The sequence below is a fragment of the Micromonospora sp. NPDC049049 genome (assembly GCF_040649115.1).
In the GTDB taxonomy this organism is placed as follows: Bacteria; Actinomycetota; Actinomycetes; order Mycobacteriales; family Micromonosporaceae; genus Micromonospora.
The window spans coordinates 1-16,656 of the sequence record NZ_JBEZEX010000031.1; the positions used below are offsets into that span (position 1 = coordinate 1).

Annotated in this window: 15 protein-coding genes and 2 riboswitches; of the genes, 9 read left to right on the forward strand and 6 right to left on the reverse strand. The window is 69.9% G+C overall.

Annotated elements, in window-relative coordinates; all coding sequences use genetic code 11:
- On the reverse strand, nt 1-705 hold a 705-nt coding region (locus AB0B68_RS25935), incomplete at its 3' end, for a TetR family transcriptional regulator (protein WP_357263257.1).
- Between the two features lie 211 nt (nt 706-916).
- On the opposite strand from AB0B68_RS25935, the gene AB0B68_RS25940 reads away from it, so the two are divergent.
- Nucleotides 917-2,419, forward strand: coding sequence for an MFS transporter (locus AB0B68_RS25940; protein ID WP_357208417.1), 1,503 nt, complete (start codon nt 917-919; stop codon nt 2,417-2,419).
- Between the two features lie 80 nt (nt 2,420-2,499).
- On the opposite strand, the gene AB0B68_RS25945 is transcribed toward AB0B68_RS25940, so the two are convergent.
- From AB0B68_RS25945 to AB0B68_RS25955, 3 genes are read right to left on the reverse strand one after another with little or no spacing between them, the layout of a single operon-like run.
- Entirely contained in the window at nt 2,500-3,084 is a 585-nt protein-coding gene (locus tag AB0B68_RS25945) for a histidine phosphatase family protein (protein ID WP_357263259.1), read from the reverse strand.
- Nucleotides 3,081-3,851, reverse strand: a complete 771-nt coding sequence (locus tag AB0B68_RS25950) for a CbtA family protein (protein WP_357208005.1) — start codon at nt 3,849-3,851, stop codon at nt 3,081-3,083. The genes AB0B68_RS25945 and AB0B68_RS25950 overlap by 4 nt, the downstream gene beginning before the upstream one ends.
- Nucleotides 3,842-4,045 (reverse strand): CbtB domain-containing protein, encoded by a 204-nt coding sequence (locus AB0B68_RS25955; protein WP_357263262.1) that lies wholly within the window; start codon nt 4,043-4,045, stop codon nt 3,842-3,844. The genes AB0B68_RS25950 and AB0B68_RS25955 overlap by 10 nt, the downstream gene beginning before the upstream one ends.
- A gap of 58 nt (nt 4,046-4,103) precedes the next feature.
- Nucleotides 4,104-4,183: riboswitch (cobalamin riboswitch) on the reverse strand.
- 316 nt (nt 4,184-4,499) lie between these two features.
- Here AB0B68_RS25955 and AB0B68_RS25960 point away from each other — a divergent pair.
- From AB0B68_RS25960 to AB0B68_RS25980, 5 genes are all read left to right on the forward strand, one after another.
- Nucleotides 4,500-5,378, forward strand: a complete 879-nt coding sequence (locus AB0B68_RS25960; protein WP_357263265.1) for an amidohydrolase family protein — start codon at nt 4,500-4,502, stop codon at nt 5,376-5,378.
- Between the two features lie 320 nt (nt 5,379-5,698).
- The gene (locus AB0B68_RS25965) at nt 5,699-6,706 is read left to right on the forward strand and encodes an ABC transporter permease (RefSeq protein WP_091406814.1); all 1,008 of its coding nucleotides are present in this window, start codon (nt 5,699-5,701) and stop codon (nt 6,704-6,706) included.
- Between the two features lie 40 nt (nt 6,707-6,746).
- On the forward strand, nt 6,747-7,799 hold the full coding sequence (locus AB0B68_RS25970; protein WP_357208000.1) for an ABC transporter substrate-binding protein: 1,053 nt from the start codon (nt 6,747-6,749) through the stop codon (nt 7,797-7,799).
- Nucleotides 7,799-8,617, forward strand: a complete 819-nt coding sequence (locus AB0B68_RS25975; protein ID WP_357228834.1) for an ATP-binding cassette domain-containing protein — start codon at nt 7,799-7,801, stop codon at nt 8,615-8,617. The genes AB0B68_RS25970 and AB0B68_RS25975 overlap by 1 nt, the downstream gene beginning before the upstream one ends.
- A complete protein-coding gene (locus AB0B68_RS25980) occupies nt 8,614-9,633 on the forward strand; it encodes an aldo/keto reductase (protein WP_357263268.1) in 1,020 nt (339 codons plus the stop codon). The genes AB0B68_RS25975 and AB0B68_RS25980 overlap by 4 nt, the downstream gene beginning before the upstream one ends.
- A gap of 7 nt (nt 9,634-9,640) precedes the next feature.
- Here AB0B68_RS25980 and AB0B68_RS25985 read toward each other — a convergent pair whose 3' ends face one another.
- Both AB0B68_RS25985 and AB0B68_RS25990 read right to left on the reverse strand, forming a co-directional pair.
- Complete coding sequence (locus AB0B68_RS25985) at nt 9,641-10,363, reverse strand: FadR/GntR family transcriptional regulator (protein ID WP_357201415.1); 723 nt, start codon at nt 10,361-10,363, stop codon at nt 9,641-9,643.
- 7 nt (nt 10,364-10,370) lie between these two features.
- Nucleotides 10,371-11,768, reverse strand: coding sequence for an enolase C-terminal domain-like protein (locus tag AB0B68_RS25990; protein WP_355010111.1), 1,398 nt, complete (start codon nt 11,766-11,768; stop codon nt 10,371-10,373).
- Between the two features lie 432 nt (nt 11,769-12,200).
- A riboswitch (cobalamin riboswitch) is annotated at nt 12,201-12,418 on the forward strand.
- A 192-nt stretch (nt 12,419-12,610) separates the two neighbouring features.
- Here AB0B68_RS25990 and AB0B68_RS25995 point away from each other — a divergent pair.
- The 3 genes from AB0B68_RS25995 to AB0B68_RS26005 all read left to right on the forward strand — a co-directional run bounded on the left by AB0B68_RS25995 (nt 12,611) and on the right by AB0B68_RS26005 (nt 16,639).
- On the forward strand, nt 12,611-14,953 hold the full coding sequence (locus tag AB0B68_RS25995; RefSeq protein ID WP_357263385.1) for a ribonucleoside-diphosphate reductase subunit alpha: 2,343 nt from the start codon (nt 12,611-12,613) through the stop codon (nt 14,951-14,953).
- Between the two features lie 56 nt (nt 14,954-15,009).
- Complete coding sequence (locus tag AB0B68_RS26000; RefSeq protein WP_357201421.1) at nt 15,010-16,005, forward strand: ribonucleotide-diphosphate reductase subunit beta; 996 nt, start codon at nt 15,010-15,012, stop codon at nt 16,003-16,005.
- 136 nt (nt 16,006-16,141) lie between these two features.
- Nucleotides 16,142-16,639: an N-acetyltransferase family protein gene (locus AB0B68_RS26005; protein ID WP_357263388.1), complete on the forward strand. Its 498-nt coding sequence runs from the start codon at nt 16,142-16,144 to the stop codon at nt 16,637-16,639.
- Nucleotides 16,640-16,656: the final 17 nt, after the last annotated feature.

A 16,656-nucleotide genomic window follows, 5' to 3' on the forward strand; every position in this document is an offset into this window, starting at 1 on the left:
AACGGTTACGAACAGGAGCAGTACCCGACCGATGCCCGCCCAACTGTGATCCTCGTGCAGCATGTGGGAGAACTGGGTGAGCGCGAACACGAAGGAGACCAGGTCGCGCAGCGGCCCGACCAGGTCATGCTCGGTGGCTGAACTCAGCGGTTCCAGCCGGATCGACGACCGCAGCACCGCGACTCCGATGCCGGCGGCGAGGGCAATCTGGGCGTGGAGTAGGAGCTGTTGGCTGTCCGGATCGCCGGGACGCCACCCGCGGGCCGCTGCCAGTTGTTTGCCGGAACGGACCAGCACGCCACGCCGGATCTCGTCGGCCTCCGCGTGCCCGGACGACCGCAACAGCAGTGCGAGCTGGCTCGACAGGCCCGCCGCGCCGAGGCCGGCGATGTGCCGGGCGATGGCTTTGGGCACCCGGTCGGCGGGCGTCTGACCGGTGGTTCGGCCCAGTTCGTCGCCAGCGGCACGCAGGCACGCCTCGAACAGGCCTTCCTTGGACGTGAAGTAGCGGCTGATGAGCGCCACGTTGACGCCCGCGTCGTCGGCGATGTCCCGGACGGTGGTGGCCGCGTAGCCGTCCCGGGCGAAGCGTTGGCGGGCGGCGTCGAGCAGCAACTGGCGGGTCTCGGCCGCGTCCCGACGGCGACGCTGGGCTGGTTCGCCGGCGGTGTTGCTGGTCGCGGGGACGGGCGGTTCTGCTGTCACGACGCGCGTCCTTCCTGTCGCTCTGGCGCGGAGTCGGTGTGTTGCCGTCCATCCGCCGCTCGGTGCGGGCCAGCAAGTAAACATATGTTGACTTTCCGTCCACCGCAAGGTCCGGTACGACCCGAGGGTGACGTAAACGACTGTTGACATGAGTTCCGGGCTGCGGATACTGGCTAAGTCAGCAAACGTTTACATTTAGTTCGGGGATCTCATGACCCACACCATCGAGGAGTCGACGAACCTCGACTCCGCGTCCGGCGCCGCCCCGCGCGCCAACAGCAGCCTCCTGGTGCTGTACCTGTCGCTGGGCGGCCTGGCGTTCGCGGTGCTCCAGTCGCTGGTCGCGCCCGCGCTGTCGACCATCGGAAGGGACCTGGGCGTCTCGACCGGAGACATCAGCTGGGTGCTCACGGCGTACCTGTTGGCCGCCTCGGTGTTGACGCCCATCCTCGGACGTCTCGGTGACATGGTCGGCAAGCGCCGGGTCCTCATCGGCGTCCTCGCGGCCCTCGCCGCGGGCACACTGCTCGCCGCTCTGGCCCCCAACCTGACCGTGCTGATCGTCGCGCGGGCGCTACAGGGAGCCGCCGGAGCGATCCTGCCGCTGTCGATCGGCATCGTCCGCGACCAACTGCCCCGGGAGAAGGTCGGCGTCACCGTCGGCCTGCTGTCGGCGATCTTCGGGGTCGGCGCCGGTGTCGGCATCGTGGCCGCGGGCCCGATCGTGGAGCACCTGTCGTGGCACTGGCTGTTCTGGCTGCCACTGGTCCTCGTCGTCGTCGCGCTGCTCGGAACCATCTTCGGGATGCCCGAGTCGCGGGTCCGCACGCCCGGACGGCTCGACATGCTCGGCGCGGCCATCCTGTCGGTGTCGCTGGTCTCGTTGCTGCTGGCCGTGAGCAAGGGGCAGGGCTGGGGCTGGACCGAGCCGAAGACCATCGGCCTGTTCCTGCTCGGGGTGGTCGCGATGGTGGTGTTCGTCCGGGTCGAGCTGCGGGTACGCGAGCCCCTCATCGACATGCGCCTGATGCGGATCCGCGGTGTCTGGGCCACCGACCTCGTCGCCCTGATCCTCGGTTTCGCGATGTTCGGGACGTTCGTGCTGGTACCGACCCTGCTGCAACTCCCTGCGGCCACCGGGTACGGGTTCGGCAAGACGGTGTCCCAGGCGGGCCTGTTCCTGCTGCCCACCGTCCTGATGATGGTGGTCTTCGGCCCCCTCGCGGGTCTGCTGGACCGCCGCTTCGGCCCCAAGGTGCCGATGTTCCTCGGCACGGTCGCGGTCGTCGTCGCGTTCGCGCTGCCGGCGCTCGCGCACGGCGCGACCTGGCAGGTGCTGCTCTCCGGGGTGCTCACCGGCGCCGGCATCGGCCTGGCGTTCGCGGCGATGTCCAATGCCATCATCGAGAGCGTCCCGGCCGGGCAGACCGGCGAGGCGAGCGGCGTCAACACCATCGCCCGCACTATCGGCAGCAGCATCGGCGCGGCGGTCGTGGCGGCCGTCATCACCTCGAAAAGCACTCCACAGGGGCTACCCACCGACACGGCGTTCACCGCCGGCTTCTGGGTGTGCGCGGGCGTCGCGGTCCTGGCCGTCTTCGCGGCACTCGCCCTGCCCTCGGCGCGCCGCCGCCACGAGCAGGCCGTCGCCGCCGGTGTCGACGACCTCCCGCCCGAGCCGGTCGAGCTGCACCTGCCCACTCGGCAGCACTGAGCAAGCGGCTGACAGGCGCAGGCCGTGCCCACCAGGAGTGGGCACGGCCTGCGCCGTTCGGTGTGACCTCGACCTGCTCGCTATCCGCCCAGTCGAAGGTGCCAGCGCGCACCCTGGCTGGTGAGCCGGACGACAGCCAACGGCTCGACGTCCACCTGACGGTACGTCGCCATCGGAAGGCCGAGGGCGTGCACCACCGCGACCCGGATCACCAGTGGGTGGGTGACCGCGATGACTCGTCCACCGGCCCGGTGCTGCGCGTCCAGCCAACTGCCGACCCGATCCCGCACTGCCGTGACGGACTCACCGCCGTGCGGCGCGCAGTCCGGGGCGGACAACCAGTCGTGCAGCGCCTGCGGCTGCGATTCAGCGACCTCCTCGAGCGACCGCCCGGACCAGTCCCCGTAGTCACAGTCGGCCAACGCGGTCTCGACCGTCGGCAGCAGGCCGAAGGCGTCGGCGGTCTGTCGGGCGGCCACCGCGGGGCTGGACAGGCAGGTGGCGTTCTCCCCGAGGGGCCAACGCCGGTCTGCACCCGCGCGGGCCTGGACGAGCGCGGCACGCAGGCCACCCTCGTCCAGGCCGTCGTCGGCGCCGCCGAAGCGGGCCCGGCGCAGCGCGGCGGTGTGACCGTGGGCGACCAGCCGAAGGCTGGTGCCGGTCACGTGCTCGGCAGCGCGGAACCGGCCCGGCGACGCCGCTCGTGGTGCATCAGGGCCGCGAACAGCAGGCCGATGCCGGTCCAGAGCACGACCTGGGTGCCGAGCGAGGCAAGCCGGAAACTCCACAGCAGGGTCGCCGGGAAGTCCGCCGGAACCTCCTGGAAGGACGGCATCACCACGTACGACACTGCCGTGACCAGGAGGAACCCGCCCACGGCCGCCGCGGCGCGAAGCCACGTCGGTGCGTGGGCACCGACCGACCGGTAGCCCAGCGAGCCGGCCCACACGGCCACCAGCCCGAGCACCACCATCAACAGGTAGGTGACGGTCCGTTGGTTGATGGTGGCCGGGTCGCCGACCGCCGGTGGGTTCGCCGGGTACTTGAGGAACGGCACGATCACCGCACCGAGCAACGCCGCGCCGGCCAGCAGCAGACCCCACCGCCCGTCGTCGTCGCCGCGCCGCCGACGGGCCAGCAGGACGTACGCCGTGGCCAGCAGGCCACCCATCGCGGCCCCGAACAGGGCGGTGGCGAGGAACAGGCCGCCGCGCTGACCCGTCCGGCTGACCAGCGCGTCCTCGTGATCGTGCGCACCAGCAGCAGGCTCGGCGTGCGTCGCCGCCTCCTCGATGGCGATGGCCGCCTCGACGTGCGGTTCGCCGGCGACGTACGCGAACGCCCCGGCGAGCAGGCCGGCGATCAGGCCGGCCAGCAGCCCGCGGACGAGGACGGCGAGGAACGGGGGAGTGCTGGTGGTGGTCAGTGGCACGGGACGCCCAGCAGGTGCCGGCCGTCGTGCATCAGCTCGTGCAGGTACATCCCACTGCGCGACACCGCCCCCTGGTCGAAGGCGACGAGATACGTCAGCAGGGCGAGCGCGGCAACGGTCGCCAGAGCAGTCCACAAGAGACGGGCACTGCCGGCGGGGTACACCACCGGCTGGCTGGTAGCGGAGCTAGACATGAATACACGAACCTCCCCAGGGATGACGCGTCCCCATCGCAAGGCTGCGGACGACCGAGCGTCCTGGCTCGCGGACCCCGATGGTGATTGGGGAACCGCTCACAGTGGCGCGACCGCGCCGGATTCACACCGGCTTCCCTCGCGTCGCCGCAGATAGTGCGTCGACGGTATCGGTGCCGCCGCAGGCGGTCAACCCGGACCCGCGCCCGGACGCGTCCGTACACCGGTACGTCGACGAGGCGGACCAGCCGCAGGTGCCGGGTGGATTCGTCAGACCAAAAGGCGACACTGCCGGAGGCCGCTTGTGGTGCGCGTTCGGGACTCGACAACAGGCTGTTACCGCTAACATGGTCAATCTGCCAGATCGGCTCCGTGGCTCCGGGTTGACCCGGAGGGTTCGATCAGCGGCGGGGCGGGGTGTGCGGTGGACGGGAACGCGTCAGGGACGGGTCCGGTGACGACCGGCGAGGTCGCGCGACGAGCGGGCATCGTCGACGCGCACCATCACCTCTGGGTCCGGGCGCGGCACCCACAGCCCTGGATCGATCCGCACACCATGGCCGCGATCGACGACGACTTCACACCGGTCGAGCTCGCCCCGGCGACCCGGGCCGCCGGGGTCACCCAGACCGTGGTCGTCCAGTCGGTCGCCGTTCGGTCGGAGACGCCCGAGTTGCTCGGCATCGCGGCCGACGACCCGCTCGTCGCCGGGGTCGTCGGCTGGGTCGACCTCACCGCCGCCGATATCGGCCGTCGCCTCGCCCGACTACTCGGGGCGCGCGGCGGCGAACGGCTGGTCGGGATCCGGCACCTGGTCCAGTCCGAACCCGACCCGACCTATCTCGATCGCCCCGAGGTGCGGCGCGGCATCGCCGCGGTCGGTGCCGCGGGTCTCGCCTTCGACCTCCTGGTGCGCCACCGTCAGCTGCCGGCGGCCGTCCGGCTCGTCCGCGACCTGCCCCAGGTGCGGTTCGTCCTGGACCACCTCGGCAAGCCCCCGCTCGGACGCGCCGATCTCGGTGACTGGCAGCGCGACCTGCGGGCGTTCGCGGCCGAGTCCAACACCACGGCGAAGCTCTCCGGCCTGGTGACCGAAGTGGACGGTGGGTCCTGGACCGCGGCCGACCTGCGGCCCGCGGTCGAGCACGCCCTTGACGTGTTCGGGCCGGATCGGCTGATGTTCGGCTCGGACTGGCCGGTGTGCCTGCTCGCCACCTCGTACACCCGCTGGGTCGCCGTCCTCGGTGACCTGCTGGACCCGCTGTCCGACGCCGAGCGGGCCGCGATCTGGCGCCGGACCGCCGGCCGTGTCTACCGGCTGTCCCCGTCCTGAGACGGCAGCGCCTTCCCGCCTGGGGACATAGGATCTTATCGATAACATGCTGGCAGTGGCAGTCGGTGTCGATTTGGTCAGACGTATGGCTTCGGTAGCACAGGTAACGATGGCAAAACATGCTCGCAAGACCTTGGCAACATACGTGAATGCGTGGCAAGGTAACGCCTGATCGCGGGAAACATCCGATCTATCTCCAGGGTTGTGCGGGCACCTCGCCGCACCGCCGGCCGAGCGGGGTCGGTCGCTCACAGACGTTCGGCTCGTCGGCGGGTCCCCGTCGGACGCCGGCGCCACGCTTGGGGAGGTCAGGTCCGACGATGAGTAGCGCCGAGGCAACCGCCGGCACACAGCGCGGCGAACTCAGCGACTGGTTCCGGGAACGGATCTCGCACGCCGTTTCCGAGTTCACCGCCGCGACCGCGTTGGTCGTCCTGTTCATCGCCTTGACCTTCGCGAGTCCCTACTTCCTGACAGCGGACAACCTCTTCAACATCGGGGCCCAGACGGCGGTGATCGCCATCATCGCCACAGCCCAGACGATGGTCATCATCACGAAGGGCATCGACCTGTCCGTGGGGTCGGTCGCCGCGCTCGCCGGCGTACTGGGCGCGATGGTCGTGCGCGACCTCGGCTTCTCGCTCTGGGCGGCGACCGCGGTCGCGATCGGCGTCGGCGCGCTGGCCGGGCTGTTGAACGGGCTGCTGGTGACGGTGGCCCGGATTCCGCCGTTCATCGCGACGTTGGGGACCATGTCCGTGGGCCGAGGCCTGGTCTTCATCATCACCGGCGCGGTCGGCGTCTACGGCCTGCCCCGGTCCTTCCAACTGCTCGGCAACGGGCAGATCCTCGGCATTCCGTTCGCCGTGGTGATCACCGTCCTGGTCGCCGTCGGGGTCGCCTTCCTGCTCTCCCAGACCCGCTTCGGTCAGTACACCTACGCCATGGGCTCCAATCTGGAGGCGGCCCGCCGCTCCGGCATCCGGGTCGGGCGGCACCTGACCGGCGTGTACGTGCTGGCCGGCGTGCTGGTCGGGCTGGGCGGCATGATCGCCGCGTCCCGGGTCAACTCCGGCCAGCCCAACTACGGGATCTCGCTGGAACTCGACGTCATCGCCGCCGCCGTCATCGGCGGAGCCAGCCTGTTCGGCGGGCAGGGCCGAATCGTCGGGACCATCATCGGCGCGTTCCTCATCGCCCTGGTCCGCAACGGCGCCGTCCTGCTCGACATCAGCATCCACTACCAGCAAGTGATCGTCGGCGTGATCATCTGGGCCGCCGTCTACTTCGACCAGTACCGCCGCCGGCGGCTGGAATCACGGGGTTGACATGCCATTCCGAGAGTCCGAACGAGGAAGGACACACACCATGGCACACACCACCACCAGCCGGCGGACGCGAGGACGACTCCTGCGCGCGCAGGCGATCCTGGCCGCGGCCGCGGCGACCGCCCTGCTCAGCGCCTGCGGCGGGGTCGAGGTCCGTGACGGCGGCGACAGCGCGACCAAGGACGCGAGCGGCCCGTTGAAGCTCGCCGTCGTACCCAAGGCGGTCGGCGCCGACTACTGGAACACTGTCAAGGCGGGCGCCGAGTGCGCCGCGCAGCGCGCGGGGGACGTTACCGTCCAGTGGGACGGGGTGACCGCCGAGACCGACGTCGAGGGCCAGGTCAACCTGATCCAGAACTTCGTCACCAAGAAGGTCGACGGCATCGTCTACGCGGCGACCGACTCCAGCGCGCTGGCACCGGCGACCGACAAGGCGCTCAGCGCCAACATCCCGGTCGCCATGATCGACTCTGGCACCAGCCCGCAGCCGTCGAACGTGCCCCTCTTCGCCACCGACAACCGTGCGTCGGCGACCGAGGCGGCGAAGCTGCTCGCCACCGAACTCGGCCCCGGCAACCACGAGGTGGCGCTCGTCGAGTTCCAGCCCGGATCGCAGACCAACACCGAGCGGGTCGACGGCTTCAAGGCCGGCCTCGCCCAGTACCCCAACCTGAAGCTGGTCGGCCAACAGCCGAGCAAGAGCGACGTCAACGAGGCCCGACGGGTCACCGAGAACATCCTCACCGCCAACCCCAACCTGAAGGGTGTCTTCGCGGCCAACGAGCCGAGCGTGCTCGGTGCCGCGCAGGCCATCCAGGCCGCCGGCAAGTCCGGCAAGGTGGTCATCATCGGGTGGGACGCCGCCCCGGACGAGATCGCCGGGGTACGCAGCGGCCAGATCTCGGCCCTGGTCGTGCAGAACCCGTTCAAGATGGGCTACTTCGGCGTCGACAAGATGGTCAAGCACCTTCGGGACAAGGCGCCGCTGGCGTCGGCCGACACCGGCGTCACCTTCGTCACCAAGGAGAACATCGACTCGGCGGAGATCAAGGCGGTGCTCGAGCCCAGCTGCGCCAACCCGCCGGTGCAGTGATGGGCGTGAACCCCACGGCCACCCCGACCAGCGACCAGCAACCCACCGACGCGGAGCCGCCGGTCCTCGAAGCCCGCGGCATCGTCAAGCGGTTCGGGCACGTCGAGGCGTTGCGCGGCGCCGACTTCACGGTCCGCCGCGGTGAGGTCGTCGCGCTGATCGGCGACAACGGCGCCGGCAAGAGCACCCTGATCAAGACCCTGTCCGGTGTGCACCCGCCGGACGAGGGCGAGATCCGGGTCGGCGGCCGTCCGGTCCAGTTCTCCACCCCCGTCGACGCCCGACGGGCAGGGGTGGAGACCGTCTACCAGGACCTCGCCGTCGCCGACGACCTCAGCGTGGCCGCCAACCTGTATCTCGGCCGGGAGATCCTTCGCTCCGGACCACTCGGCCGGCTCGGGCTGCTGGACAAGCGCGCCATGCGCCACGGCGCCGCCGCCGCCCTGGACGAACTGGGCGTACGGATCCCCCGTGTCACCACCCCCATCGCGATGCTGTCCGGTGGGCAGCGGCAGTGCGTGGCGGTGGCCCGGGCCATCATCTGGGCTACCAACGTGGTCATCCTCGACGAGCCCACCGCGGCCCTGGGGGTGGTCCAGACCGGGCGGGTGCTCGACGTCGTCCGGCGGGCCCGCGACGCCGGCATGTCGGTGGTGCTGGTGAGCCACAACATGCCGCAGGTCCTCGAGATCGCCGACCGGGTCGAGGTGCTGCGCCTCGGCCGGCGCGCGGCCCAGCTCCGCGCCGACGAGGCCACCACCGACGATCTGGTCGCCGCGATGACCGGCAGCACCAGCGTGGGTCGGGACGAGCGGTGAGGGCCGCCGTCCAGGGAGGCGCCCGCGGTCCCGCGGGTCCGACGAGCCGCGGCGGCGCTGCACCGCCGCTGCGGCTGAGCCCACTGGGCTTCGGGGCCTCCCAGGGCGGCAATCTCTACCGGGCGACGTCCGACGAGCAGTTCGCCGCCGCCGTGGACACCGCGTGGGCAGGCGGCATCCGATACTTCGACACCGCACCGCACTACGGGCTGGGCCTGTCCGAACGACGCCTGGGCGCGGCCCTGCGCTCCCGCCCCCGCGCCGAGTACGTGGTGTCGACGAAGGTCGGCCGGCTGCTCGTGCCGTCACCGGAGACGGCGCACCAGCGGGATCCGGAGGGGTTCGACGTTCCCGCCGATCACCGCCGGGTCTGGGACTTCAGCCGCGACGGCGTCCGCCGTTCGCTGGAGGCGAGCCTTCGGCGCACCGGCCTGGACCGGATCGACGTGGTGTATCTGCATGACCCCGACGAGCACTGGCAGCAGGCCGCGAACGAGGCGATCCCGGCCCTGGTGGAGTTGCGGGAGCAGGGCGTGATCGGCGCCGTCGGGGCGGGAATGAACCAGTCGGCGATGCTGGCCCGCTTCGTGGCGGAGACCGACGTGGACGTGGTGATGTGCGCCGGCCGGTACACCCTGTTGGAACAGGGCGCGCTGACCGACCTGCTGCCCGCCGCGCAGGCCCGCCACGTCGGTGTGGTGGTCGCCGGTGTCTACAACTCCGGGCTGCTGGCCCGGGACATGCCGCCGACCGACGCCGTCTACGACTACCAGCAGGCGCAGGCAGAGGTGATCGACCACGCCCGCCGGATAGCGCGGGTCTGTCAGACGTACGGCGTCACGCTGCCCCAGGCGGCGTTGGCGTTCGTCCGTCGTCACCCGGCAGTGGTCTCGACCGTTGTCGGCATGCGCGACGACGTCCAGGTGACCGAGACCCTCCATCGGTCCGGTGTCGACGTCCCGGAGCAGCTCTGGACGGCGTTGTACGACGTGGGGCTGCTCGACGTACAACCGTGAGGGTCGGTCACGACCGGGCCGTCTCGATGCTGGCGTCAGCGTCGTCGGGTAACCCCTGCAACGACTCCTCCACACCGATCAGGTGGTTGGCCATCCGGGTGCGCGCCCGTTCCGGGTCGCGTGCCACGAGGGCCTTCAGGATCGCCACGTGCTCGTCATGGGTGCGCAGGTCCGCGCCCTCCTCGTGCAGACTCCGCCAGAGCCGGCCACGGATGGTGCGCCCGGCGAAGGCTTCGATCAGACCGACAAGCACCGGATTCTCGGCGTGCACCGCGATGATCCGGTGAAAGGCGATGTCGATTTCCATGATCCGCTCGTGGTCCGGCGGTGACTGGCCGACCAGCCGGGCCGCCTCGTCGAGCAGGTCACCCGCCTGGGCCAGGGCCTCGTCGGTGATCCTGGTCGCCGCCAGGCAGGCGGCCTCGCACTCCAGCAGCCGGCGGACGGTGTGGATGTGCCGGGGGTCGCCCTGGCCCTGGAAGTCGACCACGAAATTCATCGGGGCCAGCAGCTGTGGCGCGTCGAGGTTGGTGACGTAGGTGCCGTCGCCCTGACGGATGTTGACGATCCCCAGGATCGACAGGGCCGACATCCCCTCGCGCAGGGAACCTCGCGAGACGCCGAGCTGCTCGGCGAGGTCCTTCTCGATGGGCAACCGGTCCCCGGGCCGGAACTGCCCTTCGAGGATCATCCGTTTGATGCCGTTGACCACTTCGTCGGTGCGAGACATGATCCCCCTAGCGGCCGGCGGGGGTGGCCTTCCCACCCGCGATCACGTACGCCGCCTCCGGAGATGACACGGTAGTCGGGTCTGTCGCCGCCCAGTAGTGGCCGTCGGGGAAACGGTAGAGCGCCACCGACTCCTGACGCATCCGGGTGGAGTAGCCGGGCTGGCTGGGCAGGACGTATCCGCTGCCGGAACCGGTGTCGCGGATGATGCAGGGATCGGTGAAGTGCTCGTGCAGGTGGTCGACGAACTCGGTGACCCGGTTGGTGAGGTCCCCCGAGATCGCGACGTAGTCGAGCACCGACACGTGTTGGACCATCTCGCACAGCCCGACACCGCCGGCGTGCGGGCACACCGGGACGTTGAACTTCGCGGCGAGCAGCAGCACGGCGACGATCTCGTTGATGCTGGCCAACCTGCCGGTGTCGAGCTGGCAGAAGTCGATGGCCTCGGCCTGGAAGAGCTGCTTGAACATCACCCGGTTGTGGCAGTGTTCGCCGGTGGCGACGCCGATCGGAGCGACGGCGCGGCGGACGGCCGCGTGGCCCAGGATGTCGTCAGGGCTGGTCGGCTCCTCGATCCACAGTGGCGTGAAGCGGGCGAGGGCGGTGACCCACTCGATGGCCTGACCGACGTCCCACACCTGGTTGGCGTCGATCATCAGGTTGCGATCCGGGCCGAGGATCTCCCGTGCGATGGCGCATCGGCGGATGTCGTCGTCGAGGTTGGCGCCCACCTTGAGCTTGACGTAGCCGTAGCCGGTGTCGACCGCCTCCTGGCACAGTCGGCGCAGCTTGTCGTCGCCGTAGCCGAGCCAGCCCGCCGATGTGGTGTAGGCGGGGTAGCCGGTCCGGTCGAGTTCGGCGAGGCGGGCGGCCTTCGTGCTCTCCTTGGCCCGCAGGATGGCCAGTGCCTCGTCGCGGGTCAGCGCGTCGGACAGGTAGCGCAGGTCCGCGATGTCGACGAGTTGCTCGGGGGTCATGTCGACGAGCAGCCGCCACAGCGGTTTGTCGGCGACCCGGGCGACCAGGTCCCACGACGCGTTCAACACGGCGGCGAGGGACAGGTGGACGACGCCCTTCTCGGGGCCGAGCCACCGCAGTTGCGAGTCGGAGGTGAGCAGGCGGTAGACCGCGCCCATGTCCGCTGCCATCGTTGCCACGTCCTGGCCCACGAGGAGCTGTGCCTGGTGGACTGCCGCCGCCGCGACGATGTCGTTGCCTCGGCCGATGGTGAAGGTCAGGCCGTGCCCCGCGAGTGGCGCGCCCACGCCGTCGACGCCGTCGGTGTGCAGGACGACGTAGGCCGCCGAGTAGTCGCCGTCCTTGTTCATGGCGTCTGACCCGTCAGCGGTCAGGGAGGTGGGGAAGCGGACGTCTTCGACGGTGACGGCAGTGATCTGCGGCATGCGCTCCTCGCCCGGCTAGGCTAAAGATCAGATGATCACTGGGAGTATACGGAGGGCCGCTCCGGCGCGTCAACGTTGTCGATCACCTCGGGCGTGCAGACATATGATGTTTGCCCTCTCGGATCGCGCCGCCTTGACTCCGATCATGCCGGTTGGCGGGCGAAGGTGACGCGCGCGGCGGACCCTGGAGATTGGATGTTCCGGCCCGTCGCGAGGTATCGACGACGGCGTATGGGCCTGGTCTCCAGTGCTGTGGCCTCGATACGTCAAATCTTTGTCGAATGTCGACACCCGTGCGCAGAGCCTCGTCTCCGGTGCCCGGCATCGGTCGGCCGCAGTGTGCTCCCGGGGGTTGGTGACGGTGGTCACCGCATCGCCGTCGACACGCCCGAGACCGACATGTGGGGTGTGACAACGGCTGCGTCCCTATATATGGTGTCGAACGCAGCTGGTTCGGCCGCTCATCCGGTGCGGTTCGAGGCAACAGGGAACCCGGTGGAAATCCGGGACTGTCCCGCAGCGGTGAGTGGGAACGACAGCCGTCATCAGCACTGGGCCACCATCGGCCTGGGAAGCGACGGCCAGTAGGAGACCGGCGAGCCCGGTCGTGCCCGCGAGTCCGAAGACCTGCCAGCGCGCCGCGTACCCGCACCCGGGTGGGCGGCGGTCCGAGGCCGCGTGGGACGGCTGACGCCACCTGACCCACGCCGGTGCCGGCGTGGCGTCCGTCGGTGTCTGTCTCCTCGCGTCCGGGCCACCAGGTCTCGAACTCCGAGGAGCGAGTGGTGACAGTCACCGAGGTAGTCCCGGCCAGCGGCGACGCGACAGTGCGGCGGACGCCGATGCAGGTCCGCAAGCGCGACGGCGGCACCGAACCCGTGGACGTGAACAAGATCGTCCGGGCGGTCGAGCGGTGGGCCGACGACCTGACCGACGTCGACCCGTTGCGGGTGGCCACCCGCACCATCAGCGGCCTCTACGACGGCGCGACCACTGCCGAACTCGACCGGCTGTCCATCCAGACCGCCGCCGAGATGATCGGTGAGGAGCCGCAGTACTCGCGTCTGGCCGCGCGGCTGCTGGCCGGCTACGTCGACAAGGAGGTGCGGCGACAGGGCATCACCTCGTTCAGCGCGGCGATCCGGGTCGGCCACGCCGAGGGCCTCATCGGTGACGACACCGCCGCGTTCGTCGCCACACACGCCGCGACGCTCGACCACGCCATCGACCCGGACGGCGACCGCCGGTTCGAGTATTTCGGCCTGCGCACTGTGTACGACCGCTACCTGTTGCGCCACCCCACCAGCCGACTGGTGCTGGAGACCCCGCAGTACTGGCTGCTGCGGGTGGCCTGCGGCCTGTCCCGGACGGCGGACGAGGCGGTCGACTTCTACCGGCTGATGTCCAGCCTGGCCTACCTGCCCAGCTCACCGACCTTGTTCAACTCCGGCACCCGGCACACCCAGATGTCCTCCTGCTACCTGGTCGACTCTCCGCTCGACGAGCTGGACTCGATCTACGCCCGGTACGCCCAGGTCGCCAACCTGTCCAAGTTCGCCGGGGGCATCGGCATCGCGTACTCCCGGGTCCGCTCCCGGGGCGCGCTGATCCGGGGCACGAACGGGCAGTCCAACGGGATCGTGCCGTGGCTGCGCACGCTGGACGCGAGCGTCGCCGCGGTCAACCAGGGTGGCCGACGCAAGGGCGCTGCCTGCGTCTACCTGGAGCCGTGGCACCCGGACATTGAGGAGTTCCTGCAACTGCGGGACAACACCGGCGAGGACGCCCGCCGCACCCACAACCTGAACCTGGCCAACTGGGTGCCGGACGAGTTCATGCGCCGGGTCGAGGCCGACGAGCTGTGGTCGCTGTTCGACCCGCAGGAGGTGCCCGAGCTGCCCGACCTGTGGGGGGAGCGGTTCGACGCCGCGTACCGGCAGGCCGAGGCGCAGGGCCGCTACGTGCGGCAGGTCCCGGCCCGGGAGCTGTACGGGAAGATGATGCGGACCCTCGCCCAGACCGGCAACGGCTGGATGACCTTCAAGGACGCGTCGAACCGGCTCTGCAACCAGACCGCCGAGCCGGGCAACGTGGTGCACCTGTCCAACCTCTGCACCGAGATCGTCGAGGTGTCCAGTGACGCCGAGACGGCCGTGTGCAACCTCGGCTCGGTGAACCTCGCCGCCCACCTCACCGCCGACGGCATCGACTGGGAGCGGCTGCGCGCCACGGTGCGGACCGCTGTGACCTTCCTCGACCGGGTCATCGACATCAACTACTACCCGACCGCGCAGGCGGCGGCGAGCAACCCCCGCTGGCGGCCCGTCGGGCTCGGGCTGATGGGCCTTCAGGACGCCTTCTTCGCGCTGCGGCTGCCGTTCGACTCGCCGGCCGCCCGCGAGCTGTCCACCCGGATCAGCGAGGAGCTGTACCTGACCGCGCTGGAGACCTCCGCCGACCTGGCGCGCGACTTCGGCGCCCATCCGGCGTACCCGCAGACCCGGGCCGCGCGAGGCCAGCTCCAGCCCGACCTGTGGGGTGTCGAGGGTACGCAGACCGCGCGGTGGGACGCGCTGCGCGAGCGGGTCGAGGCGTACGGGCTGCGCAACTCGCTGCTGGTGGCGGTCGCGCCGACCGCCACCATCGCCTCGATCGCCGGGTGCTACGAGTGCATCGAGCCGCAGGTGTCCAACCTGTTCAAGCGCGAGACCCTGTCGGGGGAGTTCCTCCAGGTCAACACCGCTCTGGTACGCGAGCTGAAGGCCCGCGGTCTGTGGACCGAGCGGATCCGTTCGGCGATCAAGCGGGCGGAGGGGTCGGTGCAGGACATCGCCGAGTTGCCGGTCGGCGTACGGGAACTGTTCCGCACCGCGTGGGAGCTGCCGCAGCGGGCGCTGATCGACCTGGCCGCAGCCCGCGCCCCGTTCATCGACCAGTCCCAGTCGCTGAACCTGTTCCTGGCCGCGCCGACCATCGGCAAGCTCTCCTCGATGTACCTCTACGCCTGGAAGGCCGGGCTGAAGACCACCTACTACCTGCGCTCGCGGCCCGCGACGCGGATCCAGCAGGCCACCGTCAGCGCCGTCGCACCCGTCGCGCCAGTCGCTCTCGCGTCCGTGGCCCTCGACGCCGACGCGCTGGCCTGCTCGCTGGAGAACCCCGAGTCGTGCGAGGCCTGCCAGTGACCCCCGCCGACGCCGCCACGACCGACGCCAGCACCACCGACACGAGGACCACGCACATGCTGCTCGACCCCGGGATGGACCTCACTCTCCGCCCGATGCGCTACCCGCACTTCTTCGACCGGTTCCGCGACGCGATCCGCAACACCTGGACCGTCGAGGAGGTCGACCTGCACGCCGACCTCGCCGACCTGGACAGGTTGTCGCCGGCCGAACGGCACCTGGTCAGCCGCCTGGTGGCGTTCTTCGCCACCGGTGACACGATCGTCGCCAACAACCTGGTGCTCAACCTCTACCAGCACGTCAACAGCCCGGAGGGTCGCCTCTACCTGTCCCGCCAACTGTTCGAGGAGGCCGTGCACGTCCAGTTCTATCTCAACCTGCTCGACACGTACGTGCCCGACGAGACGGAGCGCTTCGAGGCCTTCGCGGCCATCGAGAACATCCCCTCGATCCGGCGTAAGGCCGAGTTCTGCTTCCGGTGGATCGACTCTCTCAGCGACCTGCGGGAGCTGCGGTCCCGCGAGGACCGGCGCACGTTCCTGCTCAACCTCATCTGCTTCGCCGCCTGCATCGAGGGGTTGTTCTTCTACGGCGCGTTCGCCTACGTCTACTTCCTACGTTCCCGTGGTTTGCTACACGGTCTCGCCTCGGGCACCAACTGGGTGTTCCGCGACGAGTCCATGCACATGGCGTTCGCGTTCGACGTCGTCGACACCGTGCGCGCCGAGGAGCCGGACCTGTTCGACGACGACCTCGCCGACCAGGTTCGCCGGATGCTCACCGAGGCGGTCGAGTGTGAGGTGCAGTTCGCCGAGGACCTGGTGGGCCACGGCGTGCCCGGTCTGACATTGGCCGACATGCGGGAGTACCTCCAGCACGTCGCCGACCGCCGCCTCGCCCAGCTCGGCATCGCGCCGCACTACGGGTCGAACAACCCGTTCGGCTTCATGGAGTTGCAGGACGTGCAGGAGCTGTCCAACTTCTTCGAGCGGCGGGTGTCGGCGTACCAGGTCGGGGTGACCGGCACCGTCGCCTTCGACGACGACTTCTAACGACCTCGGTCCCTGCGCTTCCGTTGATCAGGTGATGAAAAGTAGCTTGGAGACGACCTCAACAGCTACTTTTCATCACCTGATCAAGGAAGTGGCCCGTTCGGGGGTGGTCGCCTGCCAGGGAAGGAACGTGCTGATGGTCGAGATCACCGTGCGGCCCATGACCGACGCCGACGCCGACCGGGTCCTGGCGATCTACCAGGCCGGCCTGGACACCGGTGACGCCAGTTTCGAGGTCACCGCGCCGGGCTGGGCGGTGTTCAGCGCCGCTCGGCTGGGCGGGCACCGGTTCGTGGCCGTCGACCCGGGTGGAACGGTGCTTGGCTGGGTCGCCGTCTCGCCGACCTCGACCCGCGCGGTGTACGCCGGTGTGGTGGAGCACTCCGTGTACGTCGACCCGGCAGCCCAGGGCCGTGGCGTCGCCCGACTGCTGCTGGACGCGTTGATCACCTCCACCGAGGCCGACGGCGTCTGGACGATCCAGTCCGGGGTCTTTCCGGAGAACACCGCCAGCCTGGCGCTGCACCAGCGTGCCGGATTCCGGGTCATCGGCGTCCGTGAGCGGGTTGGTCGCCACCACGGACGCTGGCGCGACGTCATTCTGTTGGAACGGCGCAGCCCCACCATCGCCTGAGAAGTCCGCCGGTCGGC

Excerpts from the sequence above, each read along its gene's own strand:
- AB0B68_RS25940 (WP_357208417.1), top strand. The coding sequence starts at position 917 with ATGACCCACACCATCGAGGAGTCGACGAACCTCGACTCCGCGTCCGGC.
- AB0B68_RS25955 (WP_357263262.1), bottom strand. The coding sequence starts at position 4,045 with ATGTCTAGCTCCGCTACCAGCCAGCCGGTGGTGTACCCCGCCGGCAGT.
- AB0B68_RS25965 (WP_091406814.1), top strand. The coding sequence starts at position 5,699 with ATGAGTAGCGCCGAGGCAACCGCCGGCACACAGCGCGGCGAACTCAGC.
- AB0B68_RS25970 (WP_357208000.1), top strand. The coding sequence starts at position 6,747 with ATGGCACACACCACCACCAGCCGGCGGACGCGAGGACGACTCCTGCGC.
- AB0B68_RS25975 (WP_357228834.1), top strand. The coding sequence starts at position 7,799 with ATGGGCGTGAACCCCACGGCCACCCCGACCAGCGACCAGCAACCCACC.
- AB0B68_RS25985 (WP_357201415.1), bottom strand. The coding sequence starts at position 10,363 with ATGTCTCGCACCGACGAAGTGGTCAACGGCATCAAACGGATGATCCTC.
- AB0B68_RS25990 (WP_355010111.1), bottom strand. The coding sequence starts at position 11,768 with ATGCCGCAGATCACTGCCGTCACCGTCGAAGACGTCCGCTTCCCCACC.
- AB0B68_RS25995 (WP_357263385.1), top strand. The coding sequence starts at position 12,611 with ATGCAGGTCCGCAAGCGCGACGGCGGCACCGAACCCGTGGACGTGAAC.
- AB0B68_RS26000 (WP_357201421.1), top strand. The coding sequence starts at position 15,010 with ATGCTGCTCGACCCCGGGATGGACCTCACTCTCCGCCCGATGCGCTAC.
- AB0B68_RS26005 (WP_357263388.1), top strand. The coding sequence starts at position 16,142 with ATGGTCGAGATCACCGTGCGGCCCATGACCGACGCCGACGCCGACCGG.